This is a genomic window from Variovorax sp. OK212 (genome assembly GCF_900112425.1).
In the GTDB taxonomy this organism is placed as follows: domain Bacteria; phylum Pseudomonadota; class Gammaproteobacteria; order Burkholderiales; family Burkholderiaceae_C; genus Variovorax.
In genome coordinates this window covers 1-20,971 of the sequence record NZ_FOLP01000028.1, presented here as the reverse complement: position 1 = coordinate 20,971, position 20,971 = coordinate 1, and the positions used below count along the sequence as shown (strand labels likewise).

19 protein-coding genes are annotated in these 20,971 nt (G+C 69.1%); 11 read left to right on the top strand and 8 right to left on the bottom strand.

The window, feature by feature from the left end:
• Positions 1 to 47 precede the first annotated feature (47 nt).
• Genes BM004_RS36755 through BM004_RS36725 form a run of 7 tightly spaced genes read left to right on the top strand, consistent with a single transcriptional unit; the run spans position 48 to position 7,327 of the window.
• Complete coding sequence (locus BM004_RS36755; RefSeq protein ID WP_093221321.1) at positions 48 to 506, top strand: MaoC family dehydratase; 459 nt, start codon at positions 48 to 50, stop codon at positions 504 to 506.
• Positions 506 to 1,375 carry an HpcH/HpaI aldolase/citrate lyase family protein gene (locus BM004_RS36750; RefSeq protein WP_177206747.1) on the top strand — a complete coding sequence of 290 codons (870 nt, stop codon included), beginning with the start codon at positions 506 to 508 and terminating at the stop codon, positions 1,373 to 1,375. Before BM004_RS36755 ends, BM004_RS36750 begins: the two co-directional genes overlap by 1 nt.
• A 52-nt stretch (positions 1,376 to 1,427) precedes the next feature.
• The gene (locus BM004_RS36745; RefSeq protein WP_093129198.1) at positions 1,428 to 2,594 is read left to right on the top strand and encodes an acyl-CoA dehydrogenase family protein; all 1,167 of its coding nucleotides are present in this window, start codon (positions 1,428 to 1,430) and stop codon (positions 2,592 to 2,594) included.
• Positions 2,595 to 2,628: 34 nt separating this feature from the next.
• A complete protein-coding gene (locus tag BM004_RS36740; protein WP_093129197.1) occupies positions 2,629 to 3,825 on the top strand; it encodes an acyl-CoA dehydrogenase family protein in 1,197 nt (398 codons plus the stop codon).
• Positions 3,826 to 3,859: 34 nt separating this feature from the next.
• Positions 3,860 to 4,771, top strand: coding sequence for an SDR family oxidoreductase (locus BM004_RS36735; RefSeq protein WP_256220236.1), 912 nt, complete (start codon positions 3,860 to 3,862; stop codon positions 4,769 to 4,771).
• Between the two features lie 13 nt (positions 4,772 to 4,784).
• A complete protein-coding gene (locus BM004_RS36730) occupies positions 4,785 to 5,750 on the top strand; it encodes a Bug family tripartite tricarboxylate transporter substrate binding protein (protein ID WP_093221318.1) in 966 nt (321 codons plus the stop codon).
• Between the two features lie 2 nt (positions 5,751 to 5,752).
• Positions 5,753 to 7,327 (top strand): AMP-binding protein, encoded by a 1,575-nt coding sequence (locus BM004_RS36725; RefSeq protein ID WP_256220235.1) that lies wholly within the window; start codon positions 5,753 to 5,755, stop codon positions 7,325 to 7,327.
• Between the two features lie 7 nt (positions 7,328 to 7,334).
• On the opposite strand, the gene BM004_RS36720 is transcribed toward BM004_RS36725, so the two are convergent.
• Together BM004_RS36720 and chrA are read right to left on the bottom strand one after the other, a co-directional pair.
• Positions 7,335 to 8,192, bottom strand: coding sequence for a FadR/GntR family transcriptional regulator (locus BM004_RS36720; protein WP_256220234.1), 858 nt, complete (start codon positions 8,190 to 8,192; stop codon positions 7,335 to 7,337).
• A 25-nt stretch (positions 8,193 to 8,217) separates the two neighbouring features.
• Positions 8,218 to 9,501: a chromate efflux transporter gene (gene chrA / locus BM004_RS36715; RefSeq protein ID WP_093221314.1), complete on the bottom strand. Its 1,284-nt coding sequence runs from the start codon at positions 9,499 to 9,501 to the stop codon at positions 8,218 to 8,220.
• A gap of 396 nt (positions 9,502 to 9,897) precedes the next feature.
• Here chrA and BM004_RS36710 point away from each other — a divergent pair, with 396 nt between their 5' ends.
• Together BM004_RS36710 and BM004_RS36705 are read left to right on the top strand one after the other, a co-directional pair.
• The gene (locus BM004_RS36710; RefSeq protein WP_093221313.1) at positions 9,898 to 10,464 is read left to right on the top strand and encodes a hypothetical protein; all 567 of its coding nucleotides are present in this window, start codon (positions 9,898 to 9,900) and stop codon (positions 10,462 to 10,464) included.
• Between the two features lie 111 nt (positions 10,465 to 10,575).
• A complete protein-coding gene (locus BM004_RS36705; protein WP_093221311.1) occupies positions 10,576 to 11,058 on the top strand; it encodes a hypothetical protein in 483 nt (160 codons plus the stop codon).
• 64 nt (positions 11,059 to 11,122) lie between these two features.
• Here BM004_RS36705 and BM004_RS36700 read toward each other — a convergent pair whose 3' ends face one another.
• The 5 genes from BM004_RS36700 to BM004_RS36680 all read right to left on the bottom strand — a co-directional run bounded on the left by BM004_RS36700 (position 11,123) and on the right by BM004_RS36680 (position 18,279).
• Positions 11,123 to 12,397 carry an MFS transporter gene (locus BM004_RS36700; protein WP_093129191.1) on the bottom strand — a complete coding sequence of 425 codons (1,275 nt, stop codon included), beginning with the start codon at positions 12,395 to 12,397 and terminating at the stop codon, positions 11,123 to 11,125.
• A gap of 7 nt (positions 12,398 to 12,404) precedes the next feature.
• Positions 12,405 to 13,463 (bottom strand): beta-keto acid cleavage family enzyme, encoded by a 1,059-nt coding sequence (locus tag BM004_RS36695; RefSeq protein ID WP_093129190.1) that lies wholly within the window; start codon positions 13,461 to 13,463, stop codon positions 12,405 to 12,407.
• Positions 13,464 to 13,511: 48 nt separating this feature from the next.
• Positions 13,512 to 14,411 (bottom strand): TauD/TfdA dioxygenase family protein, encoded by a 900-nt coding sequence (locus BM004_RS36690; RefSeq protein WP_371271207.1) that lies wholly within the window; start codon positions 14,409 to 14,411, stop codon positions 13,512 to 13,514.
• An 81-nt stretch (positions 14,412 to 14,492) separates the two neighbouring features.
• Positions 14,493 to 17,192, bottom strand: a complete 2,700-nt coding sequence (locus tag BM004_RS36685; protein ID WP_256220233.1) for a winged helix-turn-helix domain-containing protein — start codon at positions 17,190 to 17,192, stop codon at positions 14,493 to 14,495.
• Between the two features lie 4 nt (positions 17,193 to 17,196).
• Entirely contained in the window at positions 17,197 to 18,279 is a 1,083-nt protein-coding gene (locus BM004_RS36680; protein ID WP_093221308.1) for an AraC family transcriptional regulator, read from the bottom strand.
• Positions 18,280 to 18,373: 94 nt separating this feature from the next.
• Between BM004_RS36680 and BM004_RS36675 the strand changes: the two genes are divergently transcribed.
• Positions 18,374 to 18,961, top strand: a complete 588-nt coding sequence (locus BM004_RS36675; protein ID WP_093221307.1) for an RBBP9/YdeN family alpha/beta hydrolase — start codon at positions 18,374 to 18,376, stop codon at positions 18,959 to 18,961.
• A gap of 43 nt (positions 18,962 to 19,004) precedes the next feature.
• Complete coding sequence (locus BM004_RS36670) at positions 19,005 to 20,249, top strand: porin (protein ID WP_093221305.1); 1,245 nt, start codon at positions 19,005 to 19,007, stop codon at positions 20,247 to 20,249.
• A 2-nt stretch (positions 20,250 to 20,251) separates the two neighbouring features.
• Here the strand turns inward: BM004_RS36670 and BM004_RS36665 are convergent.
• Positions 20,252 to 20,971, bottom strand: a 720-nt coding sequence (locus BM004_RS36665) for an acetyl-CoA C-acyltransferase (protein ID WP_143120477.1), incomplete at its 5' end; no start/stop codon positions are given.

Sequence of the window (20,971 nt, the reverse complement as noted above, 5' to 3'; positions counted from 1 at the left end):
ATGATGTACATCCATACGCTCAACGACACAGCACAGGAGACGAGTCGATGGCTGGAAAATGGTTCGAGGAATTCGTGGTCGAACAGCGTTTCGATCATGAGATACGGCGCACTGTGCTCGAGTCGGACAACATGTGGTTCAGCAACGCCACCTGCAACCCGGCGGCCATCCACATCGACGCAGAGTACGCCAAAGGTACCGAGTTCGCAAAGCCGCTGATGAACAGCATCTTCACGCTCGGGCTGGTCATCGGCCTGTCGGTGCAGGACACCACGCTGGGCACCACGGTGGCCAACCTGGGCATGACCGACGTGCGCTTTCCCGCGCCGGTGTTCGCCGGCGACACGCTGCGCTCGCGCACCACGGTGCTCGAGGTGCGCGCGAGCAAGTCGCGGCCCAACGCCGGCATCGTGACCTTCCTGCACCAGGGCTTCAACCAGCGCGACGAAGAAGTGGCCACGCTGCGGCGCCAGGCCCTGATGCTGCGCAAGCCGGAGGCCGCGTGATGGCCCTGCGCTCGATGCTCTTCGTGCCGGCCGACAGCGAACGCAAGCTCGCCAAGGGGCTGGGCAGCCCCGCCGACGCGCTGATCCTCGACCTGGAAGACGCCGTGGCGCCCGCGCACAAGGCCGCGGCGCGCGGCAGCGCCACCGCCTTCATCGCCGAGCACGCGGCGCGCCTGCAGACGCAGCTGTACGTGCGCATCAACCCGCTCGACTCCGGCCTGGCCATGCAGGACCTCGCCGCCGTGGTGGTGCCCGGGCTGGCCGGCATCATGCTGCCGAAGACGCGCAGCGCCGACGACATCCGCCGCGTCGCCTTCTGCCTCGATGCACTCGAGGCCCGCGCCGGCATCGCGCCGGGCACGGTGCGCATCGTGCCGGTGGCCACCGAAACCGCACAGGCCATGCTCACCATGGCCAGCTACACGCGCGACGTGCCGCGGCTCGCCGGCATCACCTGGGGCGCCGAAGACCTGTCGGCGGCCATCGGCGCCATCTCGAACCGCGACGCGGACGGCAGCCTGTCGCCGCTGTACACGCTGGCCAACTCGATGTGCCTGTGCGCCGCGGCCGCCGCGGGCGTGCCGGCCATCGACACGCTCTACGCCGACTTCCGCGACGCGGCCGGCCTCGTGGCTTCGTGCGCCGTGTCGCGCCGCCGCGGCTTTGCCGGCCGCATCGCCATCCACCCCGACCAGGTCGCGGTGATCAACGAGGCCTTCTCGCCGAGCGAGGCCGAACTGGCCCACGCGCGCCGCGTGGTCGAGGCCTTCGCGGCCCAGCCCGATGCGGGCACCGTCGGCCTCGACGGCGCGATGCTCGACATGCCCCATCTGAAACAGGCGCGCCGCACGCTCGGCCTCGAAGGCTGAAGCGCAGCGCGCCTTCGCCCACTCGCCCCTTCAAGCAACGGAGACATCTGCAATGGACTTCTCGATCCCCGAGGACCACACGGCCATTCGCGACGGCGTCGGCGCCGTGGTGAGGTCGTTCGACGACGAATACTGGCTCGCCCGCGACGACGACGGCGAGTTCCCCAAGGCCTTTCACCGCGCCATGGCCGATGCAGGCTGGCTCGGCATCACCATGCCGCAGGAGTACGGCGGCGCCGGCCTGGGCGTGACCGAGGCGGTGATCATGTTGCACGAGGTGGCGAGCCACGGCGGCGCGATGGCGGCCGCATCGACGGTGCACATCAACCTGTTCGGGCCGCACCCCATCGTGGTCTTCGGCACCGAGGACCAGCGCAAGCGCTGGCTGCCGCGCCTGGTCGAGGGCAAGGACCAATGTTGCTTCGGCTTCACCGAGCCCGACGCGGGGCTGAACACCACCGCCATCAAGACCTTCGCCGAGAAGGTGCCGGGCGGCTACGTGGTGCACGGCCAGAAGGTGTGGACCTCGACCGCGCAGGTCGCCAACAAGATCATGCTGCTCACGCGCACGACCAAGCTGGAAGACTGCAAGCGACCGACCGACGGCATCACCATCTTCTACACCGACCTGGACCGCAGCAAGATCGAGGTGCGCCGCATCCCGAAGATGGGCCGCAAGGCGGTGGACTCCAACGCCATCTTCATCGACGGCCTGTTCATTCCCGACGCGGACCGTGTCGGCGAGGAAGGCAAGGGCTTCAGCTACATCCTGCACAGCCTGAACCCCGAGCGGCTGCTGGTGGCGGCCGAGGCCATTGCCATCGGCCAGGACGCATTGCGCCGCGCCACGCGGTACGCGCGCGACCGCGTGGTGTTCGACCGCCCCATCGGCCAGAACCAGGGCATCCAGCATCCGCTGGCCGAGCGCTGGATGGCGCTGGAAGCGGCCTGGGCGATGACCATGAAGGGCGCCTGGCTCTACGACAACCACCGGCCCTGCGGCGCGGAGGCCAACACGGCCAAGTTCCTGGGCGCGCGCGCGGGCTACGACTCGGCGCTGCAGGCGGTGCTCACGCACGGCGGCTTCGGCTACGCCAAGGAATACCACGTCGAGCGCTTGCTGCGCGAGGTGACCATCACGCGCATCGCGCCCATCACCGAGCAGCTCATCCTGTCGTTCATCGCCGAGAAGGTGCTGGACCTGCCCAAGTCGTACTGACCGCAGTAGCGACTTCCCTTGTGAAGGAAACAATGTGATCAAACGCGGACTCTTCAGCGAGGAGCACGATGCCTTCCGCGACATGGTGCGAAAGTTCATCGAAAACGAGATTGCGCCCCACCACGCGGCGTGGGAAAGCGAAGGCATCGTGCCGCGCGAGCTCTGGCGCAAGGCCGGCGCGGCGGGCATGCTCTGCTGCACCATCCCCGAGGAATACGGCGGCGCCGGCGCCGACTACCTGTTCGACGTGGTGGTGTTCGAGGAAATGGCGCGCTCGGGCTACACCGGCCCGGGCTTCATGATCCATTGCGACCTGGTGGCCACCTACGTGAAGTCTTTCGGCACCGAGGCGCAGAAGAAGCAGTGGCTGCCGAAGATGGTGCGCGGCGAGGCGATCGGCTCGCTCGGCATGACCGAGCCCCACGCCGGCTCCGACCTGAAGGCGATCCGCACCAAGGCGGTTCGCGATGGCGACGACTTCGTGATCTCCGGGCAGAAGGTGTTCATCTCCAACGGGCAGCTGTGCGACGTGATCGTGCTGGCCACCAAGACCGACTCCACGGCCGGCGCCAAGGGCGTCACGCTGTTCCTGGTCGACACCAGCCTGCCGGGTTTTCGCCGCGGCAAGAACCTGCAGAAGCTCGGCATGAAGGGCCAGGACACGTCGGAGCTGTTCTTCGACGAGGTGCGCGTGCCGGCCTCGGCCATGCTCGGCGAGGAAGGCCGCGGCTTCGAACTGATGATGACCAAGCTCGCGCAGGAGCGCCTGGCCCAGGCCATCCGCTCGGCCACGGTGGCCGAGACGGTGGTGGAGTGGACGGTCGACTACGTGGCCAACCGCAAGGCCTTCGGCAAGACCATCGGCGACTTCCAGAACACGCAGTTCAAGCTCGCCGAGCTCAAGACCGAGGCCGTGGTGGGCCGCCAGTTCACAGACAAGTGCATCGAGAGTTTCATGCAGGGCGAGCTCGACGCGGTCGACGCGGCCATGGCCAAGATGTGGCTGTCGAACACGCACTGCAAGATCGTCGACGAGTGCCTGCAGCTGTTCGGCGGCTGGGGCTACATGTGGGAATATCCGATCGCGCGGGCCTACGCCGACGCGCGCATCGTGAAGATCGCGGGCGGCTCGATCGAGGTGATGAAGCACATCATCGGGCGCCAGATGTTCTCCAGCTACCAGAAGGGCGGCGACCGCTACAACGGCGTTGCCGGCATCAACCCCGCCTGAGGCGCGCACGCCCCGGCATTCGAAGGAACGACCCATGACGACGATGGCCAGCGGACCGATCCGCGACGACGCCCTGAAGGGCAAGCGCATTCTCATCACCGGCGGCGGCACCGGCCTGGGCAAGGAGCTGGCACGCGCCTTCGTGGCGCACGGCGCGTCCGTGCACATCTGCGGGCGGCGCGAAGGCGTGCTGCAGGAGGCCGTGGCCGAGCTGCGCGCGCAGGCCGCGCACGGCGGCACGGTGGAGCACCACATCTGCGACGTGCGCAGCGCCGAGCAGATGGAGGCCATGGTCGAGAAGATCTGGGAAGGCGGAGCGCTCACCGGCCTGGTGAACAACGCCGCGGCCAACTTCATCTCGCCGTCGATCGAGATCAGCCCGCGCGGCTTCGAGGCCGTGCGCTCCACCGTGATGGACGGTGCGCTCTACGCCACGCTGGCCTGCGGGCGCCGCTGGATCGCGCAGGGCCTGCCCGGCTCGGTGGTGAGCATGCTGGTGACCTGGGTGTGGACGGGTTCGCCCTACGTGCTGCCCTCCGTGATGGCGAAGACGGCCGTGCACGCCATGACGATGTCGCTGGCCGTGGAATGGGGACAGCACAACATCCGCGTGAACGCGGTGGCGCCCGGCCCCTTCCCCACCGAGAGCGCATGGGAGAAGCTCGCGCCGATCCCCAAGGCCAACGTGGGCGCGGCCTCTTCCGAGAAGGTGCCCATGGGCCGCTTCGGCAAGATGAACGAGCTGTGCAACCTGCTGATGTTCCTGCAGTCGGACGGCTGCGACTACATCACGGGGCAGAACATCGCCATCGACGGCGGTCACCACCTGGCGGCCCCCAGCACCTTCGCCGAGATGAACGCCATGACGCCCGAGGACTGGGCCGAGGCCAAGCGCATCGTGCGCGGACGCGCGGAGCAGGAAAAGGCGCAACGCAGCGCTGGCTGAGCGGCACCGTCGCATGACCCGCAGGAGAAGTTTTCTCGGCGCCGTGGCGCTGGCATCGGCGCTGCCTTTCGACACCGTGCGCGCGCAGGGCTTCCCGTCGCGGCCGATCACGCTGATCGCGCCCTCGGTGGTGGGCGGCTCCACCGACGTGGTCTGCCGCGCCATGGCCGAGGCGGTCGGGCGCCGGCTCGGCGTGGCGGTGGTGGTGGAGAACAAGGCCGGTGCCGGCGGCTCGCTGGGCGGCCTGGCGCTCGCTTCCGCCAGGCCCGACGGCCACACGGTGGCGTTGCTGCCGCTGGCCACCTTCCGCATGCCGCTGATGCAGAAGATGGCCTTCGACCCGCTGCGCGACATTGCCTACGTGGCCGGCCTCGGCGGCTTCGTGTTCGGGCTGGCCGTGAAGGCCGATGCCCCGTTCCACAGCCTGGCCGAGCTGATCGACCACGCGAGCCAGCACCCGGGCGAAGTGAGCTACGGCCACGCCGGCATCGGCTCCACACCGCACCTCGCGGTGGAAGAGCTGGCGCAGAAGACCGGGGTGCAGTTCACGGCCGTGCCGTACAAGGGCTCGAACGAGGCGCTGGCCGCGCTGCTCGGCGGGCAGATCTCGGTGATGAGCGGCACCACCGAATTCGCGCCGCATGTGCAGTCGGGCAAGCTGCGCGTGCTGGCCACGCTGGGCGCCAAGCGTGCCGCGGCGTTTCCCGACGTGCCGACGCTGCGCGAATCGGGCGTGGACATCGTGAACGAGTCGCCCTTCGGCATCGGCGCGCCGCGCGGCACCGACGCGTCGGTGGTCCGCACGCTGCACGACGCCTTTCGCGCGTCGCTGGACGACCCGACCGTGAAGTCCGTCTACGCGCGTTTCATGCTGCCGATGATTCCCATGAACCCGGCCGAGTACGAGGCCTTTGCACGCCGCACGGTCGCCTCCGAACGCGCGACGCTCGCGCGGCTCGGCCTGCTGAAGAAGGAGTGAGTGTGTCGAGTCTTTCCGCGCCGGTGCTGGACCTGCGCCTGCATGCCCGCAAGGCCCCCGACCGCCCCGCCATCGTCTGTGGCGACGTGCAGCTCAGCTACGGTGAACTGGAGGCGCTGGCCAATCGCTGCGCCGGCGTGTTCCGCCGGCTCGGGCTGGTGCGCGGCGACCATGTAGCCACGCTGCTGAGCAACCGGCCCGAGGGGCTGGCCGCCGCCTGGGCTGCATGGCGCTCGGGCCTGTACCTCACGCCCATGTCGACAGCGCTCGCGCCGCCGGAGCTGCAGTACCTGGTGGAAGACTGCGACGCGAAGGCGGTGCTGGTCGATGCATCGCTCAGGGAACTGATTGCTGCGCTGCCCGGCGCCGTCGCGCGGCCGGTGCACTGGTTGTCTTTGGGCGGCGCCGTCGACGGCTTCTCTGCGCTCGAGCCGCTGCTGGACGCGGCCTCGCCCGCCCCGCACGCCGACGAGCCGCCGGGCGCGCTGATGATGTACACCTCGGGCACGACCGGTGCGCCCAAGGGCGTGATCCGCCCGCTGCTGCCGCCCGAGTGGCGCGGCACGCCGCCTTTTGCTGCCGACCTGCTCGACCTGTTCCAGGTGGGCGGCGACGACGTTCGCTACCTGTCGACCGCGCCGCTGTACCACGCGGCACCGCTGCGCGTGGCGCTGGCCGTCACTGCCGGCGGCGGCACCGTCTTCGTGATGGAGCGCTTCGACGCCGAGGAGGCGCTGCGGCTGATCGAGCACGAAGGCATCACGCACAGCCAATGGGTGCCTTCGATGTTCCAGCGGCTGCTGGCACTGCCGGCCGAGCGCCGCGCCGCCTTGCGCGCACCCGCGCACCGCATCGCCGTGCACGGCGCCGCGCCCTGCCCGCCCGCGTTGAAGCGCGCAATGATCGATTGGTGGGGCCCGATCCTGCTCGAGTACTACTCGGGCAGCGAAGGCGTCGGCCTGACGCTGATCGACTCGGTCGAGGCGCTGCGCAAGCCCGGCTCCGTGGGCCGCGCGCGCAAGGGCGTGGTGCACATCGTCGATGCCGACGGCGGCGAACTGCAGCCCGGGCAGACCGGCGTCGTGTACTTCTCGGGCCTCAAGCCCTTCGCGTACCACAAGGCGCCGGAGAAGACGCTGAGCCGCACGCACGCGCAGGGCTGGCAGACCTTCGGCGACATGGGCCACGTCGACGACGAAGGCTGGCTGTTTCTCACCGACCGGCAGGACGACATGATCATCTCGGGCGGCGTCAACATCTACCCGCAGGAAATCGAGGCCGCCATGCTCGAGGTGCCCGGCGTGTGGGAGTGCAGCGTGGTGGGTGCGGCGGACGAGCGCTTCGGCGAACGGCCCGTAGCCTTCATCGTGCCGGCACGCGACGCGGCGCACGACCCCGATGCGCTGGTGGCCCTGCTGGCGCGCGTGCGCGCGCACAACAAGGAACGCCTGGGCCGCCTGAAGCAGCCCGACGAGATCCACCTGATCGACCAGCTGCCGCGCACCGCCACCGGCAAGGTGCTTCGCCGACAGCTGCGCGACAGTCTCGGCAAGGGCCTTTCAGGCAAGGCCCTTTAAAGGCCCTTTAGTCAGCGGAAGAGAAGGCCGGCCCCTGCGGTGGCTCGCAGGCGCGCCGCCGTTCCTTTCCGTTGGTCAGGTGGAGCCGCATGGCCGCACGCGCGGCTTGTGCGTCCTGCTGCTCGATGGCCTGGAAGATGCACCAGTGCTCGTGGCGCGCCTGGTTCATCCACACCGCGCTCTGCTTCTCGCCGCCCACGGCGATGAGGAACGCGGTCGGCACGCAGGTGGGGCTCAGCGCCTCCAGGATCGCGGAGAAATGCGGGCTGTGCGAGATGCGCGCAATTTCAAGGTGGAACTGGAAGTCGGGAAAGGCCGTGTCCATGTCCTGGTCCATCGCGGCGTTGAAGGCGTCGAGCGCGCGCTTCAAAGAGGCCAGCTCGTCGGCGCTGCGGCGTTGCGCCGCCAGCGCCGCAGCCTCGGTCTCCAGCCCGATGCGCAGCTCGATCAGCGCAATCGCCTGCTCGAGGCTGTCGTCGGGGCTGCTGTCGACGCGAAACGGCCTGGCCCGCGACGCGCCCACGACGAAGGTGCCCACACCCCGCTGCGGCCGGACCATGCCGGCGGCCTGCAGCTTCGACAGTGCCTCCCGCACCACCGTTCGGCTCACGCCGAACTCCTGCATGATCGCCGCCTCGGTCGGCAGCTTGTCGCCCGCGCGCAGCGGGCCGATCCGGATCCGCCTGCCCAATGCATCGACGACGCCGGCGCTCAGGCTGCGCGGGCGGCTGCGCTCGAACGGTTTCATGTGCAAATCCGCCCATGGTACGGGCAAGGCCCGGTCCGTCGTCGGCAACTGGCAGCTCATGGCCGACGGCTCGGAGCCGAGGTCCTGCAGGTGCTCGGCGAATTCGGGCTTGGCCACGATGCGTCGAAAGTCCTGCCCGGTCTCAGAGCGCGAGCAGCCAGCCCGCGAGCGCCGCGAGCGCGACGACCAGCACGGGCGACTGCCGCCCGTACACCAGCAAGCCGAAAGCGCCCAGCGCAAGACCGAAATCGGCCCGCGAATGGATCGCGCTGGTCCACACCGGGTCGTACAGCGCGGCCGCCAGGACACCGACCACGGCCGCGTTGATTCCGGCCATCGCACGCTGCACGCCGTCGCGCCGGCGCAGGACCTCCCAGAACGGCAGCGCGCCGACCACCATCAGGAAGGCGGGAACGAAGATGGCGACAAGAAGCGTCAAGCCACCAATCCATCCGCCCAAGGTGCCCGTCATCGCCGCGCCAAGGTAGGCCGCGAAGGTGAACAACGGGCCGGGCACGGCCTGCGCTGCGCCGTAGCCGGCGAGGAACGCGTCGTTGCCGAGCAACCCGTTGGGCACCACGCTGGCCTGCAGCAGCGGCAGCACCACGTGCCCCCCGCCGAACACGAGCGCACCCGATTGGTAGAAGGACGAGACGACCGACAGCGCCGGCATGCCGACCGCAGCGGCCAGCGGCGGCAGCAGCACGAGCAGGAGCGCGAACAGCAGCAGCATCGCCGCGCCTGTCCGCCTGCTCACGCCGTAGTCTCGGTGCACGGCGACCGGCAGATGGCCGATCTGCACCGCCCATCGCCCGGCAACGCCGCCCGCGACGATGGCAGCGACCTGCCCCGTCACCGAAGGAACGGCAAGCACCAGCAACGCGGCAACGACGGCGACACCCGCCCGCGTGCGGTCCGGGCAGAGCGTCCTGGCCATTCCCCAGACCGCCTGCGCGACGACGGCGACCGCGACGATCTTCAGACCATGGACCGCACCCGACTGCGCCAGCGCGGACCACCGGGCGACGCCCAGTGCAAACAGGATGAGGGCGATGGCGGAGGGAAGCGTGAACCCGGCCCATGCGCACAGCGCGCCCAGCCACCCCGCCCGCCCGAGCCCGAGCGCAATGCCCACCTGGCTGCTCGCCGGACCCGGCAGGAACTGGCACAGCGCAACCAGGTCCGCATAGCTCTTGTCGTCCAGCCACGCGCGGCGGTCGACGAACTCGGTGCGGAAGTAGCCAAGGTGCGCAACGGGGCCGCCGAACGAGGTCAGGCCGAGTTTCAGGAAGGCCAGGAACACCTCGATGGCCGAGCCGCCGGTCGGGCTTGCACTCGCTGGCGAAGCGGCGGTTGCGGCGTTCCCCTTGTGTGCGCTGTGTGCCTTGCCTGCCCTTCTTTCCTTGCTTGCCTGATGCCGGCTCATCGGATTTCCACCCTGAATGCTGTTTCGTCGGGCATCTTAGCGAGGGATCTTGACCAGCTTCTTTCCACCGATGCATTGCATCTGAACAAGCGCTGCATACCTTCTCCGTGCGCTTAAGTCGTTCACCTCAACTTCACGACCTGGCATGTTCCAAGCGGACGACGCTTTTGCGCTCGCGCCGCCGCTCGTGGTGGTCACGGCGGTGCAATGTGCATGGCCAAGCTGAACCTGTTCCGAACGGAATCCACCGCATGACCAGGACCCCATCAACTCCTGGCAAAAATAGATGAATCTGAATGGTTTGTGAACTACTAAAGTATTACATTTTCTGACGCCGAAAAGCGAGGAGCGAATGAGGAAGCCAACCGGCTCGCGCGACTTCGAGGAGCAGAGCGAATGCCACTGGACTACCTGATCAAGCTCCACCATGGTCAGCTGCCTGTCACCGTCACTTCTCCAGCGGATCTGAAGCAGATCTCGTTGCTCAAGGCGACCGGTCTCATCGAGGCCACGCTGGCGCTCTCCGGCGCGCCGGACAAGGCTTTTCAAAGAATCGAAGCAGCGCTCGTCCAATCGATCACGGATGCGGGCAAGGCTGAAATCACGGCCGCCACGGGCCATGCAACGCATGGCGGATTGCCCCTCCCCGGGGGGAACACGCTCGCGCTCGAGTACCTCCGCCTGATCGAGTACTGCAGCCTGCCGATCTCCGTCACGGAACACAGCGTGGTCGACAGTGTCGAGGCGCTTGCCAGGGCAGGACTTGTCGATGCGACCATCGAGACCTTGCCGCGCCAGGCGCCGATGGCCGGCGAGCGCAGCGCACGGGTTCACCGGATCACCGAGGTGGGGCATGACTTTCTATCGCGCAAGCATGGAAAGGCCGTGAACCGCACAAGAAGCCAGTCCCTTCAAACTTTGCAAGCCTGGATTTCCGCCGGCGCGCAGCCGCTGGAGGCCTGAGACAAGACGGAGGCTGTGCGCAAACCCGCGACGACATTCAGACGAGGAGCAATCGCAGGATGCGGTTGACGCGGGGTGGCGCCAGCAGCGCCGACAAGGGGAAGTGACGAGATGGAACCGATCCCGTATCTGATTTGGCTCCAGGGCAAGTCGCTGCCGCTCGCTGTTTCGACACCGCAGGAAACCCGGCTCGTGTCCATGCTCAAGGCGGCCGGTCTGGTGGAGGCGACGAACCCGGCTCCAGCGAATGCCCAAGGCCGACATTGGCCGGCAGCCGAGGCTGTCGTCCTGTGCATCACCGACCAGGGCCACGAGGCCATCGCGCGACACGTGGCGATGCGAGGTTCCACCGCTACTCCGCAGAAGCACATGCCGCTGGACTGTCTTCGATCGCTCGAGCACTCTGCGTTTCCCTTGCGCGTGGAAGACCCGAACGCGATCAACAGCATCGCCGTGCTCATGGCTGCAGGATTCGTCGAAGCGACGCTCAGCGGCGCTCCTGCTTGTGGAGATGCCCAAGAGTGCAGCAATCAAGCACTGGTGATACGCATCACCGAACTCGGGCGTGCGGCGTTGGAGAGAAATCGACGCTGATCGATCACGGATATCCAGACGCCGTCGAGCACCGCGTACCGGCCCGGCCCGGCCCGGTGCAGGCCTAACCCTGCAAGGCCGCCCGCGACACATCGCGCTCGTAGCCACGCGCAGCCACCATGAAAAGGCCGGCAGCCAGCACGCCGAAGACCGGCATCACCGCCAACGCGGCCTGCAGCGACCAGGCGTCGGAAATCCAGCCCGCGATGAACGGCCCCGCGGCCAGGCCCAGCAGGTTCTGCGCGAGCGACAGCACCGACGCACCCGTCGAGCGCACACCGGGGTGCACCACGTCCATCACCACCGCCGCCACCACGCCCGCCTGGCAGGTCATGAAGAAGCCGCCGAGCGCGATGACCGCGAACTGCACCTGCGGCGCGAGCACGATGCCGAAGCGCGATGCACCGAACGCAAAGCCCAGCACCGCGGCGGAAACGAGGCACAGCAGCGCCGTCACCTGCAGCTTGGCGCTCGCACGCCAAAGCCCGGCGCGATCGGCCACTGCGCCCCACACCACGGCGCCCGCCGCACCGCACAGCACGACCAGCGCCGCGCGCAGGGCCGCCTGCTCCGGCGCGAGGCCGTCGACACGGTTCAGGTAGCTCGGCAACCAGGCCCACACGGCGGAGACGAGCACGACCTGCGCCGGCGCTGCAACGCAGACCCAGAACAGGGTCGGCACATGGGCCAGCAGCTTCATCGCGCCGCGCAGGCTGCCATGGCCTGCTGCGGCGCCGCCGGCCGCCAGCGGCACCGTGTCGTAGTCGCGCACCTTGAGGTACAGCAGCGCCAGCAACAGTCCCGGCACGCCCACCACGCCGAACGCCGCCCGCCAACCCCAACGGGCCGCGATGACGCCACCGAGCACCACGCCCAGCACCGACCCCACCGACGCGCACGAGAAGAACACCGCGAGCACCGTGCCGCGCATGCGCATCGGAAAGTGGCTGGCGATCAGCGCCGTGCCCACCGACCCGTAGCCGGCCTCGCCCAGACCGACCACGGCGCGCGCCCCCAGCAGCTGCGTGTAGTTGCGGCTGAACATGCACGAGATGGACGCCATGCTCCAGATCAGCGCCATGCACACGATGCTCTTCACGCGGCTGAACCGGTCGGCGGCCAGCGCGACCGGAATGCCCGCGAGCGCCACCGTCACCGACACCACCGAGGCCAGCGCGCCGAGCTGCTTGTCGGACAGCCCCCACTCCTGCTTCAGGTGCGGAAAGAGCGACACGATGACCTGCCGGTCGATGTAGTCGAACAGCATCAGCCCGCAGGTCATGGCAAAGGCGAACCAGGCCTGGCGCGGTCCGATGAGGTAGCTGTCGCGGGCGTTCATGCCAGGCTCAGGCCGCCTTGCGCAGGTAGCCTTGCTGGCCGCCGTTGCGGTTGGCCGCGAAGCCGTTGGCCAGCAGCGATTCCTCGGTGGTCTCGTAGAACACGCCGATCTTGGAGATCTCGCGCGCCTGCTGCGCCGTGGCGATGGGGCGGCCGAACTCGCGCGAGATGCGCACCAGCTGCTCGACCTGTGCGACCGTGCCCATCTTCGCGCTGCGCGACTGGTTCCACAGGTTGTCCTCGATGCCGCAGCGCACGTGCAGGCCCATCGCGATGCCCATCATGTTCACCGGCAGCACGTTGCGCATGGAGCTTTCCACCGTGAGCACCGCGCCGTCGGGCACCGCGCGCACGAAGTTCGCGAAGCTGTAGATGTTCGGCGCGTCCATGCCGCCGCCGATGGCCACCCAGTTCATTACCAGCGGGCCCTTGTAGATGCCCCGGCGCATCAGCCGCTCGACCGATTCGAAGCTGTTGATGTTGTAGCACTGGAACGCGCTCTGGATGCCGGCCTTGTTGAGGCGGCGAATGTGTTCCTCGGCCCAGCCGGGCTGCGCCGGCACGGTCATTTCCTTGTAGGCCTTGTAGACCTCCGGGTCTTCCATCGACGTGCCGCGGATGTCCGCGTCTTCCCAGTGCTCGACCACGTTCATCTGCGAGGTGTTGATGGTCACGGTGACCTGGTCGGGCTGCGGCTCCAGCTCGGCCAGCATGTGGCGCGTGTCGTCGCTGAGCCATTTGGCGGCCGCGCCTTCGCTCTCTGGCGCGAAGCTGATCGAGCCGCCGACCTGGATGATCATCTCGGGCACGGCCTTGCGCACGCCGGCAATGAGTTCGTTGAACTTCGACAGCCGCTTGCTGCCCTTGCCGTCGAGTTCGCGCACATGCAGGTGCAGCACGGTGGCGCCGGCGTTGTAGCAGTCGACCGCCTTCTGGATCTGCTGCGCCATCGTGAGCGGGATGTCTTCCGGAAAGTCGGAAGGCACCCACGACGGCGCATAGGGCGCGGCGGTGATGATCAGCGGCTGCTGGTTTTCGGGGTACAGGTGTCCGTCGAGAAAATTCATGGCGTGGGCCTCGTTGAAGAAGTGAAGAAGGGAAAAAAGATGGGCCGCTCAGTACGTCGCCTCGCCGACGATGCCGGCGCGCTCCATCTTGCGGTGGCAGGGCGGGTAGTCCATTACCGCGTAGTGCTGCGTGGCGCGGTTGTCCCACATCACCACGTCGTCGGGCTGCCAGCGCCAGCGCACCTGGTATTCAGGAATCTGCGCCTGGCCGACCAGGTACGCGAGCAGCATCGCCGCACCGGGGTTGTTGTCCTGCCCGCAGCGTACGTTCGACGGCGTGTGGAAGTTGGTGAAGTGCGTGGTGAAGCCGTTCACGAACAGGATCTTCTCGCCCGTGTCGGGATGCGTGCGCACCACGGGGTGTTCGGCGTCGGGGTATTGCGCCTTCAGCGCGAGGCGCTTTTCCGTCGGCATGGCGGCGCCGAAGCTGGCCTCGATGCTGTGCCGCGCACGCAGCGTCGCGATGCGGTCCTTGATGTGCTGCGGCAGCCGCTCGTAGGCCAGCGCCATGTTGGCCCACATGGTGTCGCCACCCACGGGCGGGCACTCCACGCAGCGCAGCACGCAGCCCATGGCGGGCGCCTCGCGCCAGGTGCCGTCGGTGTGCCACGCGTTCTCGTAGCGGTCGGGCGGGTTGTCGGGCGACTTGTAGATCTGCACCAGGCCCGGGTGCGCGGGGTCGCTGCCGATCACCGGATGGTCTTCGAGCTCGCCGAAGTGGCGCGCGAAGGCGACGTGCTCGGCGCGCGTGATGTTCTGGTGCCGGAAGAACAGCACCCGGTGCTTCACCAGCAGCGCGCGGATCTCCGCCGCCAGCCCGGCGTCGCGCGAGGCCTCGGCGAGGCTCACGTTGCGCAGTTCCGCGCCGATGGCGCAGGTGGTCGGGCGGACCTCGATGCCATGCGCCACCGAAGAAGTTGCCGAAGAAGCTGTCGAAGAGGTCGTCATCGAAATCATGTCTTTGTCTCCTGGACAAAGAATAGGCCGCCCCCCCCTTCCCCGCCCCCTCCTTGCGGGAGGGGGCCTCGCTCAGTGTTGACCGCCCAGCAGCCCCAGGATGCGCGCGCGCTGCACCACCTGCGCGCGCGTGCCCGCGTCCAGCTTGGCGAACAGGTTCTTCACGTGCCACTTGATCGTGGTCTCGCCGGCCTGCATGGCGCGCCCGATCTCCTTGTTCGACAGGTTGCGGGCCAGCAGCGCGAGCACCTCGCGCTCCTTGGGCGTGAGCACGGCGCTGGTGGCGGGGGGCGGCGCCGGGTGCATGGGCACGGCAGCCGGTGCCGCGGCGGCAGGCTTGTCGCCGCCGGCCGCAAGGGTGTCGACCCATGCGGCCAGCTCGGGATGCGCATCGGCGAACACGCGCTGCAGCCCAAGCGCGCGCGCCAGGTCGATCGCCTCGCGGACCAGCGCGACCGACGGCTGCCCGCAGCGCTCCAGCGCCAGCGCGCGCAGCCCCAGCAGTTCGATGTGCAGGCCGCCCTGGCGCAGTGCGCGCGCCGCTTCGTCGGCACGCTCCAGCGGCGCGAGCGCGCCTTGCCATTCGCGAGCGGCAATGGCCTCGTACGCCTGCGCCACGTCGCGCAGCATGCCAGCGCTGTGGCGCCACAGCGGGCCTTGCGGCACGGCCGGGTCGGCCAGGTGCGCGTCGATGCGGTCGCACAGCTCGCGGCAGGTCTGTGCGCGATGGCGCCTCGCATGCACGCGCACCTGCTCGACGCAGCTCGCGATGCGCAGGCGCGGCAACCGGCGTGCGGCCCCCGCTGCGTCCAGCGCGGCAAGCAGCTCCAGCGCGCGATGCTCGGCACCCTCAGCCACCGCCATGCGCGACGCGGTGAGGTAGGCCTGCATGAGCGACTCCGGCAGCCCGCTGTGTTCCAGCACGTCGAGCCGGTCCGCCAGCAGGGCCGAAGCATCGGCCGGGAGGTCGCGCGCCCATGCCGTCGCCGCCAGCAACGCGGCCAGGTTGCAGCTGAAGCGGTGGCGCCGGCCCAGCTGCGCTTCGGCACTGGCCACGGCGCTGCGCAGGCAGGGCTCGGCCAGCAGGGCCTGGCCCTCCCACACATAGCTCAGCCCGACGACCAGTTCGCTCCAGCGCCGGATGTAGTCGGTGCCATGGTCGACACCGCCTGCATGGCCTGCATGGCCTGCATGGCCGGCATGGCCGGCATGGCCGCGCGCGGCCTGCTGCTCCCGCAAGCGCGCCAGCGCGGGCTCGCCCTCGAGCAGCGCGCAGTACGCCATGCGGTTGGCATGCGACTGCAGCAGCAACGGGTCGGTCAACGGCACCGCGCCGGTCCACGGCGCATGCAACGCAACGAAGCGGTCGGGATCGTCCGCGAACACGGCCGCGCCGCCGAGGATCAGCGCGCATTCGCAGCGCAGCGCATCGCTCGCCCCGGGTTGCGCGAGGATGCGCGCGACGAAGCGCGCGGCCTCTTCGTGCCGCTCGCTGGAGGCCAGCGTCCACGCGACCGCCAGCAGCAGGCGCGGGCGCTGGTCGAGTTCTTCGGCCGGCAGCTGCGCGAGCCATTCGAGCACCGCGCCCAGCCGGCCATGGCGCATGAGCGATTCGTAGAGGCTGCGTTCGGCCAGCGCATAGGCCTGCTGGTGCTGGCCCGCGCTCAGCGCATGGCGTGCGGCTTCGTCGAGCAGGTCGTGCGCGGCCAGCCATTGCGCCGCGTCGGCATGCACGCGGACCTGTTGCGCCTCGTCCAGGCCGGCAAAGCGCCGGCGCAACGCGTCGCGCACCAGCGCGTGCATGCGCAGCCAGTCACCGCCCTCCGTCGCGGCAAAGACCGGGGTGTCGCTGGCGAGCCGCGTGAGCCGCGCGGGCGCGTCGTCGACGCCGGCCATCGCGCGGCACAGCGCGGGATGCAGCAGCTCCAGCACCGACACGCGCACGAGAAAGTCGCGGTCTGCCGCCTCCATGTCGGCCAGCAGCAGGCCCACGAGTTCCCCCTGGAGTGCGCCGCCCGCCGCACCGAGCCCGGCAATGGCGGTGTTCATGTCGGCGCCCGTGTCGGCGCCGCGCCCCACGATGCTCATCGCCAGCTGCAGGCCCAGCGGCCAGCCTTCGGTGAGCGCATGCAGCCGTGCGGCGGTGTCGCGGCCGACGCGCGCGCCGAACCGCGCCTGCACCAGCTGCAAGGTCTCCTCGAGGCTGAACCCGAGCTGCGCCGCGCCGATCTCCACGCACTGGCCATAAGCAATGAGGTCGTCGATGTCGAGCTGCCCGTCGGGCCGCGCCGCCATGAAGACGCGCACGTTGAGCGGTGCGTTGCGCAGCAGGTAGGCCAGTGCGGCGCGCGAGGCGGCGGGCAGCCGGTCGACCTCGTCGACGACCAGCACCACGTTCGCGGCGGACTGCGCCAGCTCGGCCAGCAGCGCCGTCATGCCCGCGAGGTTGCCGGGCCTGTCGTCCTCCAGCACGCTGCGCCCGAAGGCGGGCCGCGCCATCGCAATGCGCAGCGACAGGGCCAGGCTCTGCGCGAGCCGGTCCGGGTCGTCGACGGCCTGCGCGCTCACCCATGCGACCGGCACGCCCAGCCCCAGCTGCTCCAGGCGCCACTGCGCCAGCAGCGAGGTCTTTCCCGTGCCGGCGGGCGCGCGCACCATCAGCGCGGCGGCATCGCGCAGCGCATCGGCGGCCGACGACAGCCGGCCGCGCGCGACGACGTGGCGCTGCACGCGCGGCGGCGTCACCTTGAGGACCAGGTCTTGCGGAATCAACGCGTCATTTCCGCGCGGATGCGACACCGGCCTTGCCGTGCTCGGGTCGCATATCGGCCTCGCGGTGCTCGGCTGTGGCATCGGCCCTTCGGCGCTCGGCGCGGCTGTGCTTGGCGCTGCAGCCGAACTCATGGTGGAACCAGCGCGACAGGCCGCTGGGCGCGGAGAAGCCCAGCAGGCTCGCCACCTCGGCCAGCGGGCGGTCGCCCTCCAGCACATGGCGCCTCGCCAGTTCCTTGCGGATGTCGTTGACCATCGACGAGAAGGTCTGCCCGTGCTCGGCCAGCCGGCGCTGCACGGTGCGGCACACCACGCCAAGGTACTGCGCCACCTGCTTGATGGTGCAACGCCCGCTCGGCAGCAACAGCAGCACGGCCCGGCGCACGTCGTCGAGCACCGCGGCGCCCGGTGTGCGGGCCGATGCGTCGAGCATCTGCTGCGCATAGCGCGCCATGGCGGGGTCGGCCCACGGGTTGCGCGCGTCGAGGTCGCGCGGGGCGCAGACGATGCAATTGAAGTCGTGCTCGAACTCGATGGTGCGGCCCATGAGACGGCGGTGCGCGCCCAGGTCGCGCGGCGCGGCATGTGCCAGGCACACGCGCTTGGGTTGCCACTCGGCGCCGAGAAACTGGCGCATGAGCCGCAGCATCACGCCCAGCGCCAGCTCGATGCGTTGCCGCGTCGACAGCTGCGCGCTGCCCGGCCTGAGCTCTTCGCGGATCACCACCACGTCGTCGAACTCTTCGATCATCAGCGACAACGAGCCGTTGAGCAGCGTCTGGTAGCGCATCAGCACGTTGAGCGAATCGCGCAGGGTCGGCTGGTCGCGAATCAGCATGCCGACCGTGCCGAGGTTGGACAGCAACCGCTGCTCGGCCATGCACAGCCCGAAGCTCTCGTTGCCCGACTGCGTGGCCGATGTCTGCAGCAGCAGCGCGACGCTCTCCACCGGAATCATGAGGTCGGGCTCGCGCAGGACGCTCGGGCTCAGGCCCGCATCGAGCAGCATGCGCACCGGGTCGAGCCCGCTCGCGCGGGCAACTTCGCTGTAGTTGGTGAGACTGGCGGCACGTACCAAGGAGGACATCGAAAGCCTGGGCTGCGGGGTGGCATCGAAGGGTAAGTGCGTGGCACGCAAAGTCAATCGGGAGAACACGGTCCCGAACAGAATCCGCGGCACCATGAACAGCACGACCCCCACCGTTCTCATCGTTCCCGGCCTGCGCGACCACGTGGCCGATCACTGGCAGACGCTGCTCGCGGCGAAGCTGCCCAAGGTACACAGCGTGCCGCCGCTCGAACACGACAAGCTGAGCTGCGCCGCGCGCGTCGACGCCATCGACCGTGCGCTGCAGGACATCGGGGGGCCCGTCGTCATCGTCGCGCACAGCGCGGGCGCGATGATGGTCGCGCACTGGGCCATGAGCCGATACACGCGATACACGTTCGGCACACGCAACACGCTCGACATCCGCGGTGCGCTGCTCGCCGCGCCCGCGGACCTCGAGACACCGATGCCCGCGGGCTACCCCACCGTCGACGTGCTCGACAGCAACGGCTGGCTGCCGCTTCCACGTGCCGTGCTGCCGTTCCCCAGCATCGTCGCGGCCAGCAGCAACGACCCGCTCACCCGCCTCGATCGCGCGCGCGAGCTGGCGCGGTGCTGGGGCAGCCGCCTGGTCGAGCTCGGCGCCGTCGGCCACCTGAACCCGAACTCGGGTTTCGGTGAATGGCCGCGCGCCGAAGAACTGATTCGCGAGCTCAGCTGAGCCGCTCAAGGGTTTTCACAACTAGCCATCGGAGACACCGGGCATGCTAAAAAAATTCATTCTTCTTGCGGGTTCGGCTTGCGCCGCCAGTGCGGGCGCGCAGTCGTCCATCACGGTGTTCGGCGTCATGGACGCGGGCGTCAGCCACTACGCGACCAAGAGCGCGACCTACGGCGCCGCGAACAGCCTTGGGGCGCGCACCGTGACGCAGAGCCAGACCGTGCTTTCGCCTTCCGGCCTGAGCTCGAGCCGCCTGGGCTTTCGCGGCACCGAGGACCTGGGCGGCGGCCTGGCCGCGAGCTTCTGGCTTGAGGCACCGCTGAGCAACGACACGGGCGGCGGCGTGACCAATTTCGGGCGCCGCTCCACGCTGAGCCTGAGCGGCCCCTTCGGCGAAGTGCGCCTGGGCCGCGACTACACGGCCTCGTTCTGGAACGACGCGGTGTTCGACCCGATGACGGTCAACGGCGTGGGCACCAACCTCATCGCCGTCGTGAACAGCAACATCGCCGCCTCGCGCGCGCTGGCCACGGGCGGGCTGTTGAACGGCGGGCTTTCCGCGGGCACCGACAGCTACCTGCGCACCAGCAACTCGATCGGCTACTTCCTGCCGCCGGACCTCGGCGGTTTCTACGGCCAGCTGCAGTACGCCTTGCCCGAGAACACCAAGGGCCTCGGCCCCACGGCCGCGGCGACCACCGGGCAGCGCGGGCGCTACCTGGGCACGCGCGGCGGGTGGGCCAACGGCGCGTTCGACGTGGCGCTGGCCTACGGCGAAAGCACCGTGGCCGACACGGCGACGTACAAGGAAGTGATCAAGACGATCAACCTCGGCGCGTCCTACAACTTCGGACCGGCCAAGCTCTTCGGCGAACTCTCGCGCGTGAAGGACGACATGCAGCGCCTGCCGGGCGCGCTGAACCTGCGCGTGAGCGACAGGTACAACGCGGCCCTGGTCGGCGTCACCGTGCCGGTCGGCGTCGGCCTCATTCGCGTGTCGTACGCCAACGTGAAGTTCGACAGCGGCTCCAATGCGCCCAACTCCGATGCGAGCACCAGCAAGATTGCGCTGAGCTACGTGCACAACCTGTCGAAGCGCACGGCGCTCTACGCGTCGGTGGCGCGCATGCGCATGCGCGACGCGCACAGCAACCCGACCGTGATGGGCGTGACGCCGCTGGTGCTGAGCCTGCCTTCGATCTTTCCGCAGCCGAGCTACATCACCACCGGCGGGTTCGAGCCGAAGAGTGCCGTGGGCTACGACTTCGGCATCCGACACGCTTTCTAGGCTCAGAACCAGCGCTCGAAGACGGCGGCAATGCCCTGGCCGCCGCCGATGCACATCGTCACCAGCGCGTAGCGGCCGCCGGTGCGGTGCAGTTCGGCAATCGCCTTGGTGGTGATGATCGCGCCCGTCGCACCCACCGGATGGCCCAGCGAAATGCCCGAGCCGTTGGGGTTCACCTTGGCCGGGTCGAAGCCCAGCTCCTTGATGACCGCGCAGGCCTGCGCCGCGAAGGCTTCGTTCGACTCGATCACGTCGAAGTCGGCAACCTTCAGGCCGGTGCGCTCCAGCACCTTGCGCGTGGCGGGCACGGGGCCGATGCCCATGTACGCGGGCTCGACACCGGCATGCGCGTAGCCCACCAGGCGCGCCAGCGGCTTCAGGCCGCGGGCCTTCACGCTCTCGCCACTGGCCAGCACCACGGCGGCAGCACCGTCGTTGATGCCCGAGGCGTTGCCGGCGGTCACGAGGCCGTCCTTCTTGAACGCGGGCTTCATCTTGCCGAGCGTCTCGGCGGTGGTGTCGGCGCGCACGTGCTCGTCGGTGTCGAACAGCACGACGCCCTTGCGCGTCTTCACCTCGACCGCAACGATCTGCTCCTTGAAGCGGCCCGCGGCAATGGCGGCCGCTGCGCGCTGCTGGCTGGTCACGGCCAGTTCGTCCATCTGCTCGCGCGTGATGCCGTAGCGCGCGGCCACGTTCTCGGCGGTGATGCCCATGTGGAT

Bases quoted from the DNA above. Each gene is read 5' to 3' on its own strand.
- BM004_RS36745 (WP_093129198.1), top strand. From the start codon at position 1,428: ATGGACTTCTCGATCCCCGAGGACCACACGGCCATTCGCGACGGCGTC.
- BM004_RS36670 (WP_093221305.1), top strand. From the start codon at position 19,005: ATGCTAAAAAAATTCATTCTTCTTGCGGGTTCGGCTTGCGCCGCCAGT.
- BM004_RS36705 (WP_093221311.1), top strand. From the start codon at position 10,576: ATGGAACCGATCCCGTATCTGATTTGGCTCCAGGGCAAGTCGCTGCCG.
- BM004_RS36735 (WP_256220236.1), top strand. From the start codon at position 3,860: ATGACGACGATGGCCAGCGGACCGATCCGCGACGACGCCCTGAAGGGC.
- BM004_RS36695 (WP_093129190.1), bottom strand. From the start codon at position 13,463: ATGAATTTTCTCGACGGACACCTGTACCCCGAAAACCAGCAGCCGCTG.
- BM004_RS36755 (WP_093221321.1), top strand. From the start codon at position 48: ATGGCTGGAAAATGGTTCGAGGAATTCGTGGTCGAACAGCGTTTCGAT.
- BM004_RS36700 (WP_093129191.1), bottom strand. From the start codon at position 12,397: ATGAACGCCCGCGACAGCTACCTCATCGGACCGCGCCAGGCCTGGTTC.
- BM004_RS36690 (WP_371271207.1), bottom strand. From the start codon at position 14,411: ATGACGACCTCTTCGACAGCTTCTTCGGCAACTTCTTCGGTGGCGCAT.
- BM004_RS36710 (WP_093221313.1), top strand. From the start codon at position 9,898: ATGCCACTGGACTACCTGATCAAGCTCCACCATGGTCAGCTGCCTGTC.
- BM004_RS36680 (WP_093221308.1), bottom strand. From the start codon at position 18,279: ATGTCCTCCTTGGTACGTGCCGCCAGTCTCACCAACTACAGCGAAGTT.
- BM004_RS36730 (WP_093221318.1), top strand. From the start codon at position 4,785: ATGACCCGCAGGAGAAGTTTTCTCGGCGCCGTGGCGCTGGCATCGGCG.
- chrA (WP_093221314.1), bottom strand. From the start codon at position 9,501: ATGAGCCGGCATCAGGCAAGCAAGGAAAGAAGGGCAGGCAAGGCACAC.
- BM004_RS36750 (WP_177206747.1), top strand. From the start codon at position 506: ATGGCCCTGCGCTCGATGCTCTTCGTGCCGGCCGACAGCGAACGCAAG.
- BM004_RS36675 (WP_093221307.1), top strand. From the start codon at position 18,374: ATGAACAGCACGACCCCCACCGTTCTCATCGTTCCCGGCCTGCGCGAC.